Source organism: Erythrobacter aureus (assembly GCF_003355455.1).
Taxonomy (GTDB): Bacteria; Pseudomonadota; Alphaproteobacteria; order Sphingomonadales; family Sphingomonadaceae; genus Qipengyuania; species Qipengyuania aurea.
In genome coordinates this window covers 1,106,294-1,123,225 of the sequence record NZ_CP031357.1, presented here as the reverse complement: position 1 = coordinate 1,123,225, position 16,932 = coordinate 1,106,294, and the positions used below count along the sequence as shown (strand labels likewise).

General features: G+C 62.1%; 15 protein-coding genes. 7 read left to right on the top strand and 8 right to left on the bottom strand.

The features are described from left to right. Positions 1-100: 100 nt before the first annotated feature. The 4 genes from DVR09_RS05490 to DVR09_RS05475 form a co-directional block, all read right to left on the bottom strand. Positions 101-1,423: a DUF1254 domain-containing protein gene (locus DVR09_RS05490; RefSeq protein ID WP_115416054.1), complete on the bottom strand. Its 1,323-nt coding sequence runs from the start codon at positions 1,421-1,423 to the stop codon at positions 101-103. Continuing rightward, positions 1,420-2,646, bottom strand: coding sequence for a sulfotransferase family protein (locus DVR09_RS05485; RefSeq protein WP_115416053.1), 1,227 nt, complete (start codon positions 2,644-2,646; stop codon positions 1,420-1,422). Before DVR09_RS05485 ends, DVR09_RS05490 begins: the two co-directional genes overlap by 4 nt. A 23-nt stretch (positions 2,647-2,669) precedes the next feature. Beyond that, positions 2,670-3,785, bottom strand: a complete 1,116-nt coding sequence (locus DVR09_RS05480; RefSeq protein ID WP_115416052.1) for a Rieske 2Fe-2S domain-containing protein — start codon at positions 3,783-3,785, stop codon at positions 2,670-2,672. A gap of 187 nt (positions 3,786-3,972) precedes the next feature. Then, the gene (locus DVR09_RS05475; protein WP_115416051.1) at positions 3,973-5,136 is read right to left on the bottom strand and encodes an acyl-CoA dehydrogenase family protein; all 1,164 of its coding nucleotides are present in this window, start codon (positions 5,134-5,136) and stop codon (positions 3,973-3,975) included. Positions 5,137-5,376: 240 nt separating this feature from the next. Between DVR09_RS05475 and DVR09_RS05470 the strand changes: the two genes are divergently transcribed. The 7 genes from DVR09_RS05470 (at position 5,377) to DVR09_RS05440 (ending at position 13,763) form a co-directional block, all read left to right on the top strand. Continuing rightward, positions 5,377-6,900: a 3-oxoacyl-[acyl-carrier-protein] synthase III C-terminal domain-containing protein gene (locus tag DVR09_RS05470; RefSeq protein WP_115416050.1), complete on the top strand. Its 1,524-nt coding sequence runs from the start codon at positions 5,377-5,379 to the stop codon at positions 6,898-6,900. Beyond that, complete coding sequence (locus DVR09_RS05465; RefSeq protein WP_115416049.1) at positions 6,893-8,092, top strand: acetyl-CoA acetyltransferase; 1,200 nt, start codon at positions 6,893-6,895, stop codon at positions 8,090-8,092. The genes DVR09_RS05470 and DVR09_RS05465 overlap by 8 nt, the downstream gene beginning before the upstream one ends. Before the next feature lie 26 nt (positions 8,093-8,118). Next, positions 8,119-8,892 (top strand): SDR family NAD(P)-dependent oxidoreductase, encoded by a 774-nt coding sequence (locus tag DVR09_RS05460; protein ID WP_115416048.1) that lies wholly within the window; start codon positions 8,119-8,121, stop codon positions 8,890-8,892. Positions 8,893-9,045: 153 nt separating this feature from the next. Then, on the top strand, positions 9,046-10,194 hold the full coding sequence (locus DVR09_RS05455) for an acyl-CoA dehydrogenase family protein (protein WP_115416047.1): 1,149 nt from the start codon (positions 9,046-9,048) through the stop codon (positions 10,192-10,194). Then, a complete protein-coding gene (locus tag DVR09_RS05450) occupies positions 10,191-11,219 on the top strand; it encodes an acyl-CoA dehydrogenase family protein (protein ID WP_115416046.1) in 1,029 nt (342 codons plus the stop codon). The genes DVR09_RS05455 and DVR09_RS05450 overlap by 4 nt, the downstream gene beginning before the upstream one ends. 125 nt (positions 11,220-11,344) lie before the next feature. After that, positions 11,345-12,535, top strand: a complete 1,191-nt coding sequence (locus DVR09_RS05445) for a cytochrome P450 (protein ID WP_115416045.1) — start codon at positions 11,345-11,347, stop codon at positions 12,533-12,535. Between the two features lie 4 nt (positions 12,536-12,539). Then, positions 12,540-13,763: an acetyl-CoA hydrolase/transferase family protein gene (locus tag DVR09_RS05440; RefSeq protein ID WP_115416044.1), complete on the top strand. Its 1,224-nt coding sequence runs from the start codon at positions 12,540-12,542 to the stop codon at positions 13,761-13,763. Here the strand turns inward: DVR09_RS05440 and DVR09_RS05435 are convergent, their stop codons facing one another. The 4 genes from DVR09_RS05435 to DVR09_RS05420 form a co-directional block, all read right to left on the bottom strand. Next, positions 13,764-14,954 (bottom strand): acyl-CoA dehydrogenase family protein, encoded by a 1,191-nt coding sequence (locus DVR09_RS05435; protein ID WP_115416043.1) that lies wholly within the window; start codon positions 14,952-14,954, stop codon positions 13,764-13,766. Positions 14,955-14,973: 19 nt separating this feature from the next. Then, positions 14,974-15,594, bottom strand: a complete 621-nt coding sequence (locus DVR09_RS05430) for a TetR/AcrR family transcriptional regulator (protein WP_162814855.1) — start codon at positions 15,592-15,594, stop codon at positions 14,974-14,976. 179 nt (positions 15,595-15,773) lie between these two features. Beyond that, positions 15,774-16,484, bottom strand: a complete 711-nt coding sequence (locus tag DVR09_RS05425) for an SDR family oxidoreductase (protein ID WP_115416041.1) — start codon at positions 16,482-16,484, stop codon at positions 15,774-15,776. Between the two features lie 2 nt (positions 16,485-16,486). Next, positions 16,487-16,921 (bottom strand): VOC family protein, encoded by a 435-nt coding sequence (locus DVR09_RS05420; RefSeq protein ID WP_115416040.1) that lies wholly within the window; start codon positions 16,919-16,921, stop codon positions 16,487-16,489. Between the last annotated feature and the right edge of the window lie 11 nt (positions 16,922-16,932).

The following is a 16,932-nucleotide window of genomic DNA, read 5'->3' as shown; positions in this document are numbered from 1 at the left end:
AAAGCTACCGACAGGTGGGGCCGCAAGTTCGATCCTTGCCGCGCCCCCATCATCGGCCGGGCCGGTCCTGCTGACGAGCCAGCCCGAGTGGTTTCCGGCGTTATCGAGCGCTATCGCCAAGCTGGAGCGGTGGCATCTCGTAGCGGCCGTCCGATAGCTCCGCGCGGGGCTGATATGTCCGCATGAAGAGATGGAAGGGCGGCGATCCGGGTGGCGGACACGGCAGCCAGTTGCTGGTGCCACTCGCCGGCCGCTCGTGCTGGATATGCAGTATCAGCGAGCCGTCGTCTTCATAGCGCAGGCCAGGGGTGCGATTGCTGATCGCATAACGATCTATCGGGTTTTCGACGAGCGACCAGTCATCTCCATACATGGTCAGCGACCAGAAGGCATCGACGGGCGGTGTCTGCCCGGGCGGGAAGATCAACACATAGCTCTTGTCGCCGCTCAGAAGCTCTCCGTCCGGCCCCTGTCTCAGCGAGAAATACAGGCCTTCTTGCGGGACGAGGCAGCCGGGGCCGAGTTTCGCGACCACCGCGCGATCGAGAGGGTCTTCGATCCGCTGCGTGATCCCGTAGCTGACCTGCCACCCGTTCACGTCGCGCGTGTCGATCAGCCATCCGGCCCTGCCGTGGATGATGGCGTTGGCTTCGCTCGCCGCCTGATCGAGCAGGTCGACCAATTCGCCGTCCCCCGATTGGCTCGGTTTGGCCCCCGGCCGGATGCCAAGCGCGGTAAGCTCTTCCAGAAATGGTCCGTCTTCTTCAGGTGGTGGGTTCTCAAGCAATCCGGCGCACAGCTCGTCGAAATATCGCGCTCCAAGCCGCGCGGGCTGCGAGATCGGAAAATTGTCGAACGCATCGTCGATCGGGCGGTTGGGATTGGTGATCCTGGGGAAATCCGACAGCCCGGTGAGGGATAACCCTTGCTGAACTCTGAGAGCCTCCGCCAGATCGTCGCGATCCACCACCATCACGCGCGTTATGACCAGAACGTGGTTCGTCGGCGCATCGACGCGGATTGCACCCTCTGGCAAATCCCCTTCCCAGCCCGGCCCGCAAATTGCAAACAGGCCCGGCGCGGTGCCGGTGGTCCGTCGGCCGATATAGGAAAAACTGTTGAGATAGGCATCGTTGAGCTGGACGAGATAATAGCGGTCGTGAGCCTCGGGCACACTCAGCAATTGCGGCTGCGTGGTCAGGTCGAGCCACCCTATTCCGTATAGAGTATCGACATTCGGCAAGGGAACCAGGCTTTGCGGAGTACACAGTTCGGGCGTGCCGAAGAGCTGGTTGAACGGTAGTTCGAGCCGTTCGGCGAGTTCCAGATACATGCGTGTCTGAACCAGCGGGATACCCCAAATGTAGGCATCGATGGCCAGTTGCTTGAGCATCGCCGGATTGTCGGCTTCCAAAACGGTCATGCGCCTCTCCCCTGAGTGACAAAACGGTCGATGTAGGTTGCAAAGCGCTCTCCGATGGCCTCCTCGTCGAGGCCGAATTGGTCGGCGCTGTAGTCGTTGCGGCCATGTTTGTGCTGCGGGTTCGCAGCTTCCCACCCGCGCAGGAGGGCGGCTTTCTCTGCACTCATCGGTATTCCGGCAGCTTCGGCCACCGCGATGGCTGCGCCAGCGGCGTCGCTCTTGATACGATCGTATGGCAGATCGATGATCTGCAACTCATCGCCCAGACGATCGCGGGTCTCGAGATAGCTATCGGTCGCGCGTGCCCACCAATCGAGCATGCAGGCGCCGACGAAATGCGGATCGGGATCGTTCACCAATGCCGACCAGAGGGTGTGGGTCAGCTTGGCTAGGGACGGGATCGAAACTCTCGGATCGCGGTGGCACTGAACGATGGTTGCCTTGGGGAAACACCGGAGCAGTTCTTCCAGCGATGCGATATGCTGAACGTTCTTGCTGATCCAGCGACGCCCCCTGCGGCCACCGTCCTGCCATTGCAGGTATTGGTACATCCGCTTGAGGTAACGGTAATTGTCCATCCTCGGTCGCTGGATGACCCATTCGTAATACTGCACCGACGGCGCATAGATCGATGGCCACAGCCAGTCGTCGAATGTGGCATCGAACAGCAGGACGTCTTCTTCCGGCTCCTGCGCCGCCATGTGATGCGCCGCCGCCAGGTCGGCGTTCCCGTCCGAATGGAAGCCGATCGATGCCACCGCTGCTATGCGGCGGGTGGAATCATCGGCGCGCGTGCCCTCGAACGGGGCCGGATAGAGCATGCGCCACAAGGGCGTGCGCTGGACATCCTCATCGGGAAGCGCGGACAGGAGACGCTGCATCTTGGTCGTGCCAGATCGCGGCAGGCCGATGATTACGATGGGATCGTCGACGTCTTCCTCGAAAATTTCCGGATGGGCCGAAAAGTCCCGCTGGGTCCACAGGCGGTTCACCAGGCAGCGCAGAATATTGCGCCGAAATGCCACTTCGCCGGATTGCGATAGATTGCCATCGGCCCTGACGCAGCGCAGCAGCATTGCGAGCGGTTCCAGAAAGGCGAGGTCCCCGAAATCATCGTATCCCGCAAGCGCCCGTGCTTCCGCGAGCAGAGCGGATACCTCGCCGTCCGGCGCGGCCATGGCGGCGCGGCGATCGCCCGATGCGGTTGCGGATTGACAGGCCATGCCGGTCGTTGCCCCAAGCACCGCTACGAGGCCTGTGCCATGGGCGGGACCTCGGTCGGAACCGCAGCCTGCGCGGCCTCGGCAACGGAACCATCGCGTTCGCGGTTGCGCGCCTTCTGCATGATTCCGCGAAAGATGGTGAGCGGCTTGTCGGCCTGGGTGGCAAGCATTGGCACGCCCGATTCCTCGTCGAGATTGGCGAATTGGGCTTCGATGATGACCTTGTCTTCCCTGAAGGCGTGATCCGCCATGGCGATCATCTGCTGCGCCATCGCCCTATCCCCGAATGCCGCCCCCGGCCCCCAACTGAACAGCGTTCGCGACCTACGCATATCGATCGGAGTGACCGACTGGCACGAATAATGGGCGAACAGTTCCTCATCGACCGGATCGCCCCAATTCGCGGCCTTTGCCGCTCCCGTCCGGTGGAACGAGGTGCGCATCAGGAATATTCCCGGGATGTGGAATTCATAGCATGACCGGATATCGACGGTGTCCGACGCCGAGAGCTGCGGCAATGGCGGGATAGGGGGTGCCGCCTCGATCCAGCGCTCGACGCGAATGCCGCGATCGAGGAGCATGTGGCGAGGTTGGCGGTCGCTCCATCCCGTCGTCGCCCCGAAGGAATCCGCGTGGACGAAGGCGAGATGGGACAGGTCGAGCAGATTATCGTTTATCAGCTCGTAAGGCGCCTCGTAATCGAGCTGACCGGAACTCTGTACCCATTCCGGATCGTCGAAATCGCAGACGGGCGGAATAAGGCCGGGATCGCAGGCATCGCTGTGGCCCATCCATATCCATACCCAGCCGCCTTTTTCGACAAGCGGATAGCTTCTTACGCAGCTTCTGTCAGGAATCCGGTCCTGCCCGGGAATCTCGACACATGTCCCGTCCGGGCTGAATTTGAGGCCGTGATACATACAGCGTAGATCGTCGCCTTCGATCCGCCCGAGCGAGAGCGGTGCATGGCGGTGGGCACACCGGTCCGCCAGCGCCGCAAGATGGCCGTCGCTCCGGCGATACAACACCACGGGGTCGCCCGCGATCTTCCGACTTTCGATCCGGTCGGCGGGGAAATCGTGCGAGAAACCGGCTACGTACCAGCAATTCCTGACAAAACTGCTGCTGATAATTCCCATCGCCCATCGCTCCGCGAATGATGTCTCCTAGTCGGCCCCATCGGGTAGAGCATGCGTCACCCCCGCGCCGCCGAACCAATGAGCGAAGGGTTGGCGGTCCAGAGCTTTCGCTCAACTCGCCGGAAACTCGCTTTTGCTCAGCTTGGCGATCGGGTGCCAAGCAAGGCGGGGCAGCCATCGAAGGTGCCTAACGCGGCAACTTGAGCAGATTGGCGATATTGTTGCGCTGGATGGCGGAGGAGCCCCCCAGGATCGGCATGACCAGAATGTCGCGAACGTAGCGCTCCATATCGAAATCGCGGACATAGCCGTAAGCGCCCATGATTTGCTGGCAGGTCAGGACGATATCGCGGGCGGTATCGCACACGAAGAGCTTGGCCATCGAAGTTTCCGCCGCGGCAGGCTCTCCCGAGGCGACCAGTTCGGCTGCGTTGTAGGTCATCAGACGGCAGGCTTCGAACTTGGTCTTCACGTCGGCCAGCATATGGCGAACCGACTGAATGGTGCAGATGGGCTTGCCGAACTGGACGCGCTGCTGGGCATAGTCCCAGGCATCGCCCACGGCGCCGCGGGCAATGCCGAGCGCCATCGCGGCAACCTCCAGCTTTTCGATGTCGAGGCCTGGGCCGACAAGCTTTTGCCACCCCAGCCCCAGGCCTTCCTCGCCTCCGACAACGTCGCTTACCGGAATCCGCACATCGTCGAAACTGACATCGAAGGTGCCCCCGCCCTTGAGCCCCAGCGTGTCCTGCGGCGTCAGCGTCACTCCCGGGGCGTCGGGCCTTATGAGAACCAGCGAGAGATTGCGGTATTTCTCCTCCGGCGAACCGGTGCGTACCAGTGCGTAGATATAGTCCGAGATCGCCGCGCCCGAACAGAACCGCTTTGCCCCGTTGACGACCAACTCGTCGCCCTCGCGCCGGGCGGTGGTGCTGACGCTGGCAAGATCGGCCCCGACATCCGGTTCGGTGAAGCCGTAAGCGAACATCAGGCCTTCCTGCGCGACCTTCGGCAGCAGCGTCTCCTTCTGCTCGTCGCTGGCCACTTCACACAGGTTGAGGCCGGCATAGCAACTCGATTGGATATAGGCGCACCCGACCGCCATACTTCGCGAGCAAAGCTCCTCGATCACGAGGATCGTCGCGAGAATGTCGCGGCCCGAGCCTCCGTATTCCTCGGGTACGGTCAGGCCGGTGAGGCCGAGTTCGACCAGCTTGTCATGCACGTCGCGTGGAAAGCGGTTTTCCTTGTCCCAGCGCGAGACCCGATCACGCGGCATTTCGTTCTCGATGAAGCGGCGCAAGGTGTCGCGCAGCATCGTCAGATGTTCATTGTCCTCGGACGGCGCCATTCTCTAATTCCCGATATTGCTTCGGGCCGACGGGATGCAAAGCCGCTGGCCACATCGCGCTGGCCTACGAACGGCCATCCTCACTTCAAACTCGCAAATGGGGAGCGGCTCATCGCCCGGATGAATGCGGTTCGATGCGAGTTCAAGCTGAGCGGGAGCTCCTCTAGCCGCCAAGTCAGCCGCGCATCCTCAGGCCTCCCTGGGGCGGAGAGAGCGCGATCGGGCCACCAGACTCGGCAGATGGCCGACTTTCGGCAGGAGCAGGAATTGAAGCAACGCGGGATTACCTCATTCGGCGCCTATGTGCCGCGCCGAAGACTTCCACGCGAGGCAATCGCCTCGGCGGTCAGATGGGCCACACCTTCGAAGCCCGGTGCGGCCAAGGGGCATCGCGCGATCTGTTCTCACGATGAAGACAGTATCACGATGGCGGTCGCGGCAACGCGTCATGCGTTGGACGGCCTTGGCGGCTCCGGCGATCCGGGATCGCTGTTCTTCGCCTCGACCACCATGCCATTCGCCGATCGCCAGAATGCCGGGCTGATCGCCGCAGCAGCAGGCCTGGACGATGCTGCGGCATCCGCCGATATAGGCGGTTCGCTGAAAGCGGGTGTAACGGCGTTACGCCTGGCCCTGGAAGGGGCGGGAGACAGCCTCGTCGTCGCTGCCGACAAGCGGCGGACGAAACCCGGTAGCCCCCAGGAACTCAAATACGGCGATGCGGCGGCAGCCTTCTCGGTCGGCGAAACAGGGCTGCTGGCCGAATTCGTCTGCGCCCACGCCACTTCGGTGGATTTCACCGATCATTACCGCTCCAGCGGAGCGTCGTTCGACTATGTGCTCGAAGAACGCTGGGCACGCGACGAAGGGCTTTCTCGGATCATCCCTCAGGCAGTCACGGGATTGCTCGAGAAGGCCGGGATAGAAGCGACCGACATCGCCCATTTCGTGCCTGCGGGTCTCAATCCGCGCGATGCCAGTTCGATGGCTGCGGCATGCGGAATCGCGGCGCAGGCCATTCCCGAAGAGATTATCTCGAAGGCTGGCGACACCGGTTGTGCCCAGCCACTACTTTCGCTGACCCTCACGCTTCAGAATGCAGGTCCCGGCGAACTCGTTCTGTTGCTGGGCTACGGCCAGGGCGCCGAGCTGATCCTGTTCAGGACCACCGATCGCATCGGCAACGCCGCGCCACTGGTCGGCGCACGGGCAATGCTCGCCGATTTCGTGGAAGACGACAACTATCTGCGCTTCCTGTCCTTCAACGGCTTGGTCGAAATGGACTGGGGAATGCGCGCGGAGCGCGACAACCGCACGGCACAATCGGCATTCTTCCGACATCGCGACACGGTAACCGGCTTTGTCGGCGGACGCTGCACCGAATGCGACACACCGCAATTCCCGCGGACGCGGGTATGCGTGAACCCATCCTGCCGGTCGACCGGAACCCAAGTGAAGGAGCCGTTCGCCGACAAGCGCGCATCGGTCAAATCCTTCACCGAAGACTGGCTGGCCTTATCGTTCAACCCGCCCCTGATCTACGGCAACATCCGCTTCGACGGCGGCGGTGTGACGATGCTCGAATTCAGCGATTTCGCTCCGGGCGAGGTCGCAGTGGGGTCTCCGCTCGCGATGCAGTTCCGCATCAAGGACATCGACCCGCAGCGCGGATTCCGCCGCTACTGCTGGAAGGCAGTGCCGCCCGCAACTTGGACGGCCCCGCACCGTTCCCCCGCAAAGCAAGGAACGACACACCATGGCTGAAGGTATTCGCGACAAGGTCGCTATCGTCGGAATGGGCTGCACGCGCTTCGGCGAACGCTGGAATTGCAGCGCCGAAGACCTGATGGTCGAGGCATTCGAAGAAGCGCTGGCAGACGCCAATATCGAGCGCGATCGCATCGAGGCGGCCTGGTTCGGCCTGTCCTCCGACGATCAGGGCCCCGGCAAATCGGCCCTTTCGCTTTCCACCGCCCTTCGCCTGCCCAATATCGCCGCAACGCGCGTCGAGAATATGTGCGCCACGGGCACCGAAGCCCTGCGCGGCGCGGTCTATGGTGTGGCGTCCGGCGCCTATGATGTTGCCTTGGCGCTCGGTGTCGAGAAGCTCAAGGACACCGGCTATGGCGGCCTGCCGGAGAGGACCAAGGGCACCTTCGAGGATCTATGGTTCCCCAGTGTCACCGCTCCGGGCAGTTTCGCGCAGTTCGCCAGTTCCTATGTCGAGGCGCACGGCATCGATATGGAGCAGCTCAAGGAGGCGATGGCGCATGTCTCGTGGAAGAGCCACGAGAACGGCGCCAAGAACCCCAAGGCGCATCTGCGCAAGCGCGTGGACAAGGACAAGATCCTCAACGCGCCGATGATCGCCTATCCGCTCGGCCTGTTCGATTGCTGCGGGGTGAGCGACGGTTCGGCCTGCGCGATCGTAACCACTCCGGCAATTGCCGAAAAGCTGGTCGGCGAAGGGCCGATGGTAACGGTCAAATCGATGCAGCTCGCGCTCAGCAATGGTTCGGAAATCGGTTTCGATGGATGGGACGGTAGCTACGCTCTGACGACACGCCTGGCATCACAGCGCGCCTATCGCGAGGCGGGGATCGAAAACCCGCGCGAGGAACTCGATCTCATCGAAGTCCACGATTGTTTCTCGGTAACCGAACTGGTCACGATGGAAGATCTCGGACTGTCCAAGCCCGGCGAAGGCTGGCGCGACGTCCTGGCCGGGACCTATGACGCCGATGGGAAAGTGCCCTGCAATCTCGATGGGGGCCTCAAGTGCTTCGGCCATCCGATCGGGGCAACCGGCCTGCGCATGGTCTATGAAATCTATCTCCAGCTTCGCGGCCAGGCGGGCGACCGGCAACTGGACACGCCGAAGCTGGGACTGACGCACAATCTCGGTGGTTTCCCGAACAAGAACGTCTGCAGCATTTCCGTAATCGGCACCTGCTGACTTTCACCCCAATCCGGAGAAAAACTATGACCGACGCTTTCGGCCTCGAAGGCCGTACGATTATCGTAACCGGCGGCGCCCAGGGTGTGGGCCGTGCCCTTGCCGAATTCGGCCTCGCGCGGGGGGCCAACATCGCCTTGGTCGACATCAATGCCGAAGCACTCGAGCAGGCGCGCGACGAAATCGACAGCCCCAACCTCGCCTGCTTTGCGAGCAATGTGGCTGTCGAATCGGAAGTCGACGAATTGGTCGCCGGGACGATCGACCGGTTCGGGGACCTCGACGGGCTCATCAACAATGCCGGCGTGATCCGCGCGGCTCTGGCGCATGAAATGTCGCTGGAAACCTGGCAGAAAGTTATCGACGTCAATCTGACAGGCGCATTCCTGTGCCTTCGTGCCGTGGGCCGGGCGCTGATCGAGAAGGCGCAGCGCGGCGTGCAATCGCCCGGACGGATCGTCAACATTTCCTCCGACGCCGGGCGCCGCGGCACTATCGGTCAGATCAATTACGGGGCAGCGAAATCGGGCGTGCTGGGCCTGACGATGAGCGCGGCACGTGAATGGGCGCGTCACGGAATCACCGTGAACAGTATTTGCTACGGTGTGGTCGAAACGCCGATGACCGAAACGATCCGCAACGAGCGCTTCCGCGAACGCTATCTGGCGCAGATTCCGCTGGGTCGCTTCGCCGATCCCGACGAAGTATCGCCGGCAACCTGGTTCTTCCTGACAGACGCCGCGAGCTATGTGACCGGACAGCATCTGTCGGTCGATGGCGGCTTCCATATCGCCACCTGATCGTGCTGCCGCGATCGCCTTTCGGGACAAGTGAGCCCAATGCGAGATGTTGGTGACTGGGGCGCCCGCTAGGCAGGCGGGCATGTCACATGGCTCTCCGAACCAGCGGACCGGGAATAGCCCGGAAACGATCGCGTCAGGCGCTTTCGCCCGATGAATGCGCAATTCGAACCCATCAGGACGGCTTCCGGTACAAGCGCCTTGCGCGCCGATGTCCGCGCTTTCCTATCCGAGAGGATCGGCGAATTGCCGCCCGAGATCCGCGCACAAAGCTGGTCGGGGTGGGATGATGCGCTGAGCGCCGATATGGGCGCACGTGGCTGGATCGGCATGACCTGGCCAACGGCTTTCGGCGGACAGGCGGCAAGCCAACTGGAACGCTACACCGTTGCTGAGGAGATGCTCGCTGTCGGCGCCCCCGTCGCCGCCCACTGGATCGCCGACCGCCAGAGCGGCGCGCTGATCCTGAAATTCGGCAGCGACGATCTGAAGCGCGAATTGGTACCGCGGATCGCGACGGGCAAACTCTTTTTCTGCATCGGGATGAGCGAGCCCAATTCGGGCTCCGATCTGGCATCGCTCAGGACTCGCGCGGAAAGGGTGGACGGCGGCTGGTCGGTCAGCGGCTCAAAGATCTGGACCACTTTTGCCGACAAGTCCCAATTCATGATCGCCCTCGTCCGTACCGCCCAGCAAGACGCGCGGTCGTCGCGGGACGGGCTCAGCCAGCTTGTGGTCGATCTGTCGAGCGAGGGGGTGACCATCCGGCCGATCGAGGATCAGACCGGGGCGGCGCATTTCTGCGAGGTTTTCTTCGATAGTGTTTTCGTGCCCGACCGCATGCTGCTTGGCGAGGAAGGCCAGGGCTGGGCGCAAGTCACCGCCGAACTGGCGCTCGAACGAAGCGGTCCGGAACGGTTTCTCAGCAGCCATGTGCTGCTCGAATCGGTCTGCGAAACACTGAACGAGCAACCGGACGATGCGATGCTCGCACTTCTGGGCGAATGGGCCGCGGAGCTGTGGGTTTTGAGGCAGATGTCGCTTTCCGTCGCGTCTCGGTTGGAACGCGGTGAGGCGCCGATGCTCGAAGCCGCGATCGTTAAAGACCTGGGCGCACGCTACGAGCAGTCGATCGCGCGCGACCTCTCGGGAGCATTCACCGCATCGTCCTTCAGCGATGCAGGAGCCGGGATCGAACCTGTCCTGACCTATCTCATCGCAAGCTCGCCCTGCTTTTCCCTCAGAGGGGGAACGCGAGAAATCCTGCGTGGAATCATTGCCCGGGAGCTCGGCCTGCGATGAACGAACATCGGTCCATTCTCAAGGAGACGGTCGAGCGCCTTTTCGCCGATCTGGCGGCGGATCGAACCGCCGACCCTCGCGCAAGCTGGCACGCGATCGACGAGCTGGGTCTGCCCGGCCTTCTGCAATCACAAGAAGCAGAGGGCTTCGGTGGCGATTGGGAGGATGCGGGGGCGGTATTCAGGGCCAGCGCGATCCACCGGCTCGAAATCCCCGTGAGCGAGACAATACTCGCCTGTTCATGGCTGGCCGGGCTCTCGCTCAAATGTCCCGATGGCATGGGCGGTTTTCTCCTCCATTCGGTCGATCCCGCAGGTCCGGCGGGGCTCGAACGGATGCTGGCGGCCGGAAAACTGGATTGGGTCCTGGCTCTTGGAGACAAGAGCTGGCGACTGGTCGATCTGAGAGAGTTCGGTTCCACCACCAATGGCACGCGACCTTCAAGGGCAGAACTGATCTCGAAAGACCTCGGCGCTGCGCTCATCGCGGAAGGCCCACTGGACGGCGGGCCGCAGGATCATGCGCGCCAGGCCGCGTTGATGCGCGCGTGCCAGATGGCAGGCGCGATCGAGGCCATGGTAGCCCTCGCCATCGAGTATACCCGCGACCGCCAGCAGTTCGGCAGGTCGCTTTCCTCCTTCCAGGCCATCCAGCACCAGCTCGCCCTCGCAATGGAAGAAAGCGCAGCGGCATCCTGCGCGGCCGCGAGCGCCTGTCAGGCAATGGCGCTGGGCGACGCGGCATTCGAGGTCGCGGCGGCGAAATGGCGTGTCGGCAAGGCTGCGGATAGGGTCTTCGACATCGCCCATCAGGTGCATGGCGCCATAGGCTTCACGCGCGAATACGACCTGCATGAATTCTCGCTCAGGGCGCAGGAATGGCGGCGCGACTTCGGGAACGAGGGATATTGGGCGCGCGAGATGGCGAGAGCCGTTTTGAGCAACAGGCCCAAACCGCTCTGGCATTTTCTGACCGCAAGACACGATGCGATCCTCGCGGCCGAACGCGCGGGCGCGGGTTCATGAGCCCCTCGCCCGCCATTGCCGCGCTGACCAACTGGCGCGGACCAATCGCGCCGCGATGCCGCGCTCTGGCTCACTCCGATGCAGCCGGTGCGATTACCACCAAGACACGATGAAAGGACTGTCCGATGTCCATCAGCTACTCGCCCTATGACGAAAGCCTGTGGTCCCATCCTTGGGACACCTACAAGCGGATGCAGGATGAGGCGCCCGCCTATTACATCGAGGACCTCGACTGCTGGGCGCTGACCCGCTTCGAAGACATCTGGAAGGCGAGCATGGACCGCAAGGCCTACACGGCCACACACGGCACATCCCCCGATGCGCTGTTCCTGTCCGAAGCGCCGCAGCCAGAGGTGTTCCTGTTCATGGACCCTCCTGCGCATGGCCGTACCCGGGGGCTCATCGGGCGGTCCTACCTGAAGGACAAGATCGCACTGATCGAAGACCATGTCCGCGGTGTGGTTCGCACTGAAACAGCGCCCATGCTGTCGACGGGGGAGATCGATGTCTACCGGCTGGCCAGCCGGACGGCGCTCCAACTGATCGCCGCGTTCATCGGTCTGGAATACGAGGAAGCCTTGCGCATCCGCGGCTATATCGACCGGTTCTACCTGCGCGAGCCCGGTGTGCGCGGTACCACGCCCGAAGGTGCCCAGGCCTTTGCCGAGGCGCGTGAATACATTATGGGGCTGATCGAAAAGTACCGCCAGAACCCACCTGCCGAACACAGCCATATCGTCACCTGGCTCAATGCCGACGTCGACGGCAACCGGCTGACCGACGAGCAGATTTTCTTCAGCATCTTCGCCATGGTCATCACAGGCTCCGACACGCTCCCCCTGACCACGGCATGCACGGTCTACAATCTCGCCGCGAACCCTGACCAGCTCGGTATGGTCAGGGACGACCCGACGCTCTGCGCCGCCGCTTTCGAAGAGGCGGCCCGCTTCGATCAGCCGACAAACATGCTCGGCCGCAGGGTTTGCCAGGAGGTCGAACTTCATGGCGAGACCATGCGACCGGGGCAGTCTGTTCTGTTCCTGTACGCCGCGGCGTGCCGCGACGAGCGCGAGTTCGACGAGCCCGACCGCTTCGACATCACCCGCCGCCAGCGCCGCAATCTTTCGTTCGGCACGGGCCTGCACTTCTGCCTCGGCCAGCATCTCGCCCGGCTCGAAGGGCAGGTCCTGCTCCAGGAAATTCTGGCTGCTGTCGGCGATTTCGAAGTTCGGCACGATCGCTGCGAACGGATTCGCGGAGAATTCCTCCAGGGCTTCTGCCAGCTACCGATCTCGTTCAAACCGCACGCGAACTGAAATCTTGATCGAGAACCTGACGGCTGCCGCGCTGACCGATCTGCTGCACGAAAGCACGCGCCTGTTCCTTCCGGGCACCACCGGCGAACCGCTTGCGCTGCGCAACCGGCTCGAGGAACATGAAGACAGCCTTGGGCATCTGTCGGTGCTGACGAACTTCGTCGCGGGCCTCAACGATTTCGCCCATCCCGTCCTGACCGGTGCGATGGAAAGTGCAGGCTTTTTCCCTGCATCGGAACTCCCGGCCTATCGTCAAATCATCGCGACCTATTCCGGCATCGGCCGGCAGCTTGCGCAATTCGCACCGGACATCACCTTCGTTCCGACCACCATTCCCGACGCACGCGGCTATGTCGGTTGCGGCCTGTCCGCCGAGTTCGTGCGGGATGCGCTCGAAACATCCGGGCGGGTCGTCGCGCTTGCCAACCCGGCCCTCCCTCGCCTGATCAATGGCGACCTCATTCACCGCGACGAATTTTCGGCAATTTTCAATGACGAAGCAGCACCGCTGGCGCTGGCGTCGGGCGGTACCGACCCCGACGATATCGGTGACGAAATCGCACGAAACGTGGTCAGCCTCGTCGATGATGGCGCGGCGATCCAATGCGGCATTGGCAAGGTCCCGAGCCTTTTTCTCAAGCATTTGAGATCGAAGAAGCGGCTTCGAGTCCACTCCGGCATCGTAACGGAATCCATCCGCGGACTCGTCGAAGCCGACTCGATCGACAGGGAATTCCCGATCGTGTGTGCCACCATCGCCGGATCGCACGCGTTCTATTGCTGGCTGGATGGGCGGGAGGACTTCCTCCTCAATCCGGTGCGACATACCCATAGCGCGTCCATATTGTCGCGGATCGAGAAATTCGTGGCCGTAAATTCGGCGCTGCAGGTGGACCTGCTGGGGCAAGTCAACTCCGAGGGTTTCGGAGCGAAGCCGATAAGCGCGCCGGGCGGATTGCCCGAATTCTGCCGGGCCGGTCATCAATCCTCGGGAGGATGTTCGATCATTGCCCTTCCCTCGACGGCTTCACGCGGCAAACGATCGCGGATCGTGTCTTCGTTGGCCTCGACATTGCCGGTCACCATCGCGCGAACCGATGTGGATTTCGTGGTCACGGAATACGGGATCGCCGACTTGCGCGCAAAGACAGCGAGCGAGAGGGCTGCCGAGCTCGTGGCGATCGCGCACCCCGACTTCCGAGCCGCTCTGATCGAAGCGGCACCCTGATCAGAACTCCAGCGGCAGGCCGAGCTCGCGCCTCGCGATGATGTTCTTCTGAACTTCCGAAGTGCCCGCACCGATCGTGTCGAGTGCAGTGGCGCGATAGGACCATTCCCACTTCCCGCCGGCGGGAGCGTCGGGATCGGCCTTGTGCAGCAGGCCATCCGCGCCAAGCCTATCGATCGCGAAGTCTGCCAGCTTCTGGTGGAGTGCCGTGCTGTAGAGCTTGCACATGGCGGCCTCGATCGTGGGGACGCGCCCCTGCGAGGAGGCGTAGATAACGCGGCGCTGCAGCATCTTGGCCATCTGAACGTCGGCCGTAAGCCGTGCGAGGCCGTGCCGGACCTCTGTGGACGCGTCCAGGCGCTCGCCATTGCGCTTGGTTTCGCCGAGCAACCCTTTGAGCACCTTGAGCTTTTCCTCTAGGGGGCTGTAGGTGTAGAAGGTGAAGCGTTCGTAATCGAGCGCTTCGCAAATATAGGGCCACCCCCGGTTCAACTCGCCGACCAGATAGTCTTCCGGGACGAAGATGTTGTCGAGAAAAACCGCGTTGGTGACATGCTCGCCCATCGTTTCGATCGGCTGGATCGTGATCCCCTCCTGATCCATCGGCAGAAGAAACAGGCTGATGCCCTTATGCTTCGGCGCATCGAAATCGGTCCGCGCGGCGAGCCAGTACCAGTCCGCGAAATGGGCCGAGGTGGTGAACATCTTCTGACCGTTGAGCATCCATCCGCCTTCGACGCGTTCCGCGCGCAGCCGCAGCGATGCCAGATCCGATCCGGCATGGGGTTCCGAATAGCCGAGAGCAAACTCGACATCGGCCGACAGGATCTTGGGCAGGAACTCGGCCTTCAACTTGTCGGACCCGTGCCGAATGAGCGTCTGCCCCACACATCCGACCCCCTTCCCGATCAGGGGGGCACCGACGCGCGAAAGCTCTTCGTTGAGGAGATATTCGTAGATGCCCGGCTTTTCCTGCCCGCCATATTCCTTTGGCCAGGACATGCCGAGGTACCCCCTGCGCGCCAGTTCCTTGTTGAAGGCCCTGCGCGCCGGTGTGTCCGCCAGAATGGAATCCGATTCGCGTTCCGGGCACATGATGTCGTCCGCATCCGGCCATTCCCGCACCTCGGCGAGAAACTCCCGAACACGCGCGACGAACGCTACCTGATCGGCATCGAAATCGAAATTCATGGCGGGGTTCCCGTGCAGACTATTTGGTGAGATATTTGACGAACGCGTCGGAGAGCTGCTGGACGAGCTGTTCGTCGGTGATCGCTGGGGAATTGTTTTCCAGATAGGCGTCGATACTGCCGACGATAATGTGTTCCGATACGAACATCGCCACTTCGAGATCGTCGACGTTTATCTCCGCGCGGTGCTGCTGATAATAGGCCCGGATCGTATGATAGAGGAACTTCTCCGTCGTAACCGTGCGCGACAGCCTGCCCAGCTTGGGGACTTCACGGGGCAGGCGCAGGAAGATGAAGCTGTATTGCTTCCGTGTTTTCAGGATCGTCTCGATGATGGCCTGCGCCGAATCTTCGAGCGGCTTGGCCATGTTTTCGATCAGGCAATCACGCAGGACCTCTGAGGCATTGATGACCGCGTTTTCGACCAGTGCCGCGGCGATGGCTTCCTTGCTGGAAAAATACTGGTAGAGCGAACCGATGCTGACGCCCGCCACTTCGGCAATGTGGTTGGTGTTGGCGGCATCATAGCCGCTTTTCATGATAATGGATTCGGCCGCCCGCAAAATGCAATCCACGGTGAATTGTGCGCGCTGCTGCTTAGGCACCTTACGCGGTGCGAGCTGAGCATCCAATACCGTCATATCTCCGTCTCCCATTCTTATCGACCGCCATTATCGCCGGGGCATTCGAACCAGCTTTGCGCTGTTTCCAGCGGCGCCTGCCGCCCCGTCCCCACTCATTCCCGCGGCGGTCTGCGAGAGTATCAGAAAAACTGAAAATTTGCTCACATTGAACTCGCTTTATGGATTTTCGGGCCGCTTCAGGGTTGGACGAAGCACAGTTCGGCCTGCAAAATCGACCCGTTCACCACCGGATTCCGCGCGGCAAAAAGCAGCATGCGCGCAATCTCGTCCGGGTCGATGAGCCGTTTTTCGTGTACCAGCGATTTGAGGTATTCGGTCGCCTCTCCGCCATATTCGCGCAGCATTTCGGTATCGGTGAAACCGGGGCAGACACAGGCTGTGTGGATGCCCGTCCCGCCAAGGTCCTGCGCCGTGCTTCGCATCAAACCCACGACCGCATGTTTGCTCGCCACATAGGCCGCCAGCCCTTTGCTGGCACGCTGGCTCAGCGTGGATCCGACATAGATGATCGACGATCCGGCCGACTGGTGGGGCAGCACCAGCCGATTGAGGATCGATGGAGCCACAACCGCCAGTTCGAGCGTCTTTCGGAAATCGCCCGCATCGACCTGGTCGATAGCGCCGGGCAGTTGAATGGCCGAGTTGTGGATCAGGCTGATCTCGCCCGATCCAGCCAGCGCCGCATCGAGCTCTTCCTTGATCCGCTCGGCCCAGTCCGGGCTGGCCAGATCGGCAGTGATGTCCACCGCCCCCTCAATCGGGATCGGACTGCGGGATATGTTGACGATGCGATAGCCATGTTCCGCGAAGAGCCGCGCTGTTTCGAGGCCGATCCCCCGGCTGGCACCGGTGATGACGAGGGTTGCGGGTGCTTCTGACGTCGGCATGTTCAAGCTGTCTCCCCAGTTTTCCGTGCCATACTGGCCGGATCCTCGAATAGCTCAATGGCATTCCCGTCGGGATCGCCCACGATGGCCGCCCTTCTATCTGCGGGCAGCTCGACGATTTCGGAGTAGATTGGAGCCCCAGCATTGCGGCATCTCTCGAGTGTCGCACGCGCATCGTCCACGGGAACCGTGATGTAGCGAATACCGGCCTGCGAGGCCCATCGTTCCGGATCGGCACTCGGTGTCGGTGGCGCGGCCGGCACGTAGAGTTTCAGAATGCTGCGGCCATAGGCGAGTTTGATCAGCGTATCCGGCCCGACCGGGATCGTCGCAACGTGCTGCAATCCCAGCACATCCTGATAGAATCGCTGCATGGGTTCGGCATCTCGCGTTACAAAACCGACATCGAACGCGCGGTGTTCCAGTGCTGTTTCCATTGCAATCTCCC

Coding starts and splice junctions, on each gene's coding strand:
- DVR09_RS05475 (WP_115416051.1), bottom strand. CDS start 5,136: ATGGCGCCGTCCGAGGACAATGAACATCTGACGATGCTGCGCGACACC.
- DVR09_RS05460 (WP_115416048.1), top strand. CDS start 8,119: ATGACCGACGCTTTCGGCCTCGAAGGCCGTACGATTATCGTAACCGGC.
- DVR09_RS05445 (WP_115416045.1), top strand. CDS start 11,345: ATGTCCATCAGCTACTCGCCCTATGACGAAAGCCTGTGGTCCCATCCT.
- DVR09_RS05470 (WP_115416050.1), top strand. CDS start 5,377: ATGGCCGACTTTCGGCAGGAGCAGGAATTGAAGCAACGCGGGATTACC.
- DVR09_RS05465 (WP_115416049.1), top strand. CDS start 6,893: ATGGCTGAAGGTATTCGCGACAAGGTCGCTATCGTCGGAATGGGCTGC.
- DVR09_RS05490 (WP_115416054.1), bottom strand. CDS start 1,423: ATGACCGTTTTGGAAGCCGACAATCCGGCGATGCTCAAGCAACTGGCC.
- DVR09_RS05450 (WP_115416046.1), top strand. CDS start 10,191: ATGAACGAACATCGGTCCATTCTCAAGGAGACGGTCGAGCGCCTTTTC.
- DVR09_RS05485 (WP_115416053.1), bottom strand. CDS start 2,646: ATGGCCTGTCAATCCGCAACCGCATCGGGCGATCGCCGCGCCGCCATG.
- DVR09_RS05480 (WP_115416052.1), bottom strand. CDS start 3,785: ATGGGAATTATCAGCAGCAGTTTTGTCAGGAATTGCTGGTACGTAGCC.
- DVR09_RS05430 (WP_162814855.1), bottom strand. CDS start 15,594: ATGACGGTATTGGATGCTCAGCTCGCACCGCGTAAGGTGCCTAAGCAG.
- DVR09_RS05425 (WP_115416041.1), bottom strand. CDS start 16,484: ATGCCGACGTCAGAAGCACCCGCAACCCTCGTCATCACCGGTGCCAGC.
- DVR09_RS05420 (WP_115416040.1), bottom strand. CDS start 16,921: ATGGAAACAGCACTGGAACACCGCGCGTTCGATGTCGGTTTTGTAACG.
- DVR09_RS05435 (WP_115416043.1), bottom strand. CDS start 14,954: ATGAATTTCGATTTCGATGCCGATCAGGTAGCGTTCGTCGCGCGTGTT.
- DVR09_RS05455 (WP_115416047.1), top strand. CDS start 9,046: ATGAATGCGCAATTCGAACCCATCAGGACGGCTTCCGGTACAAGCGCC.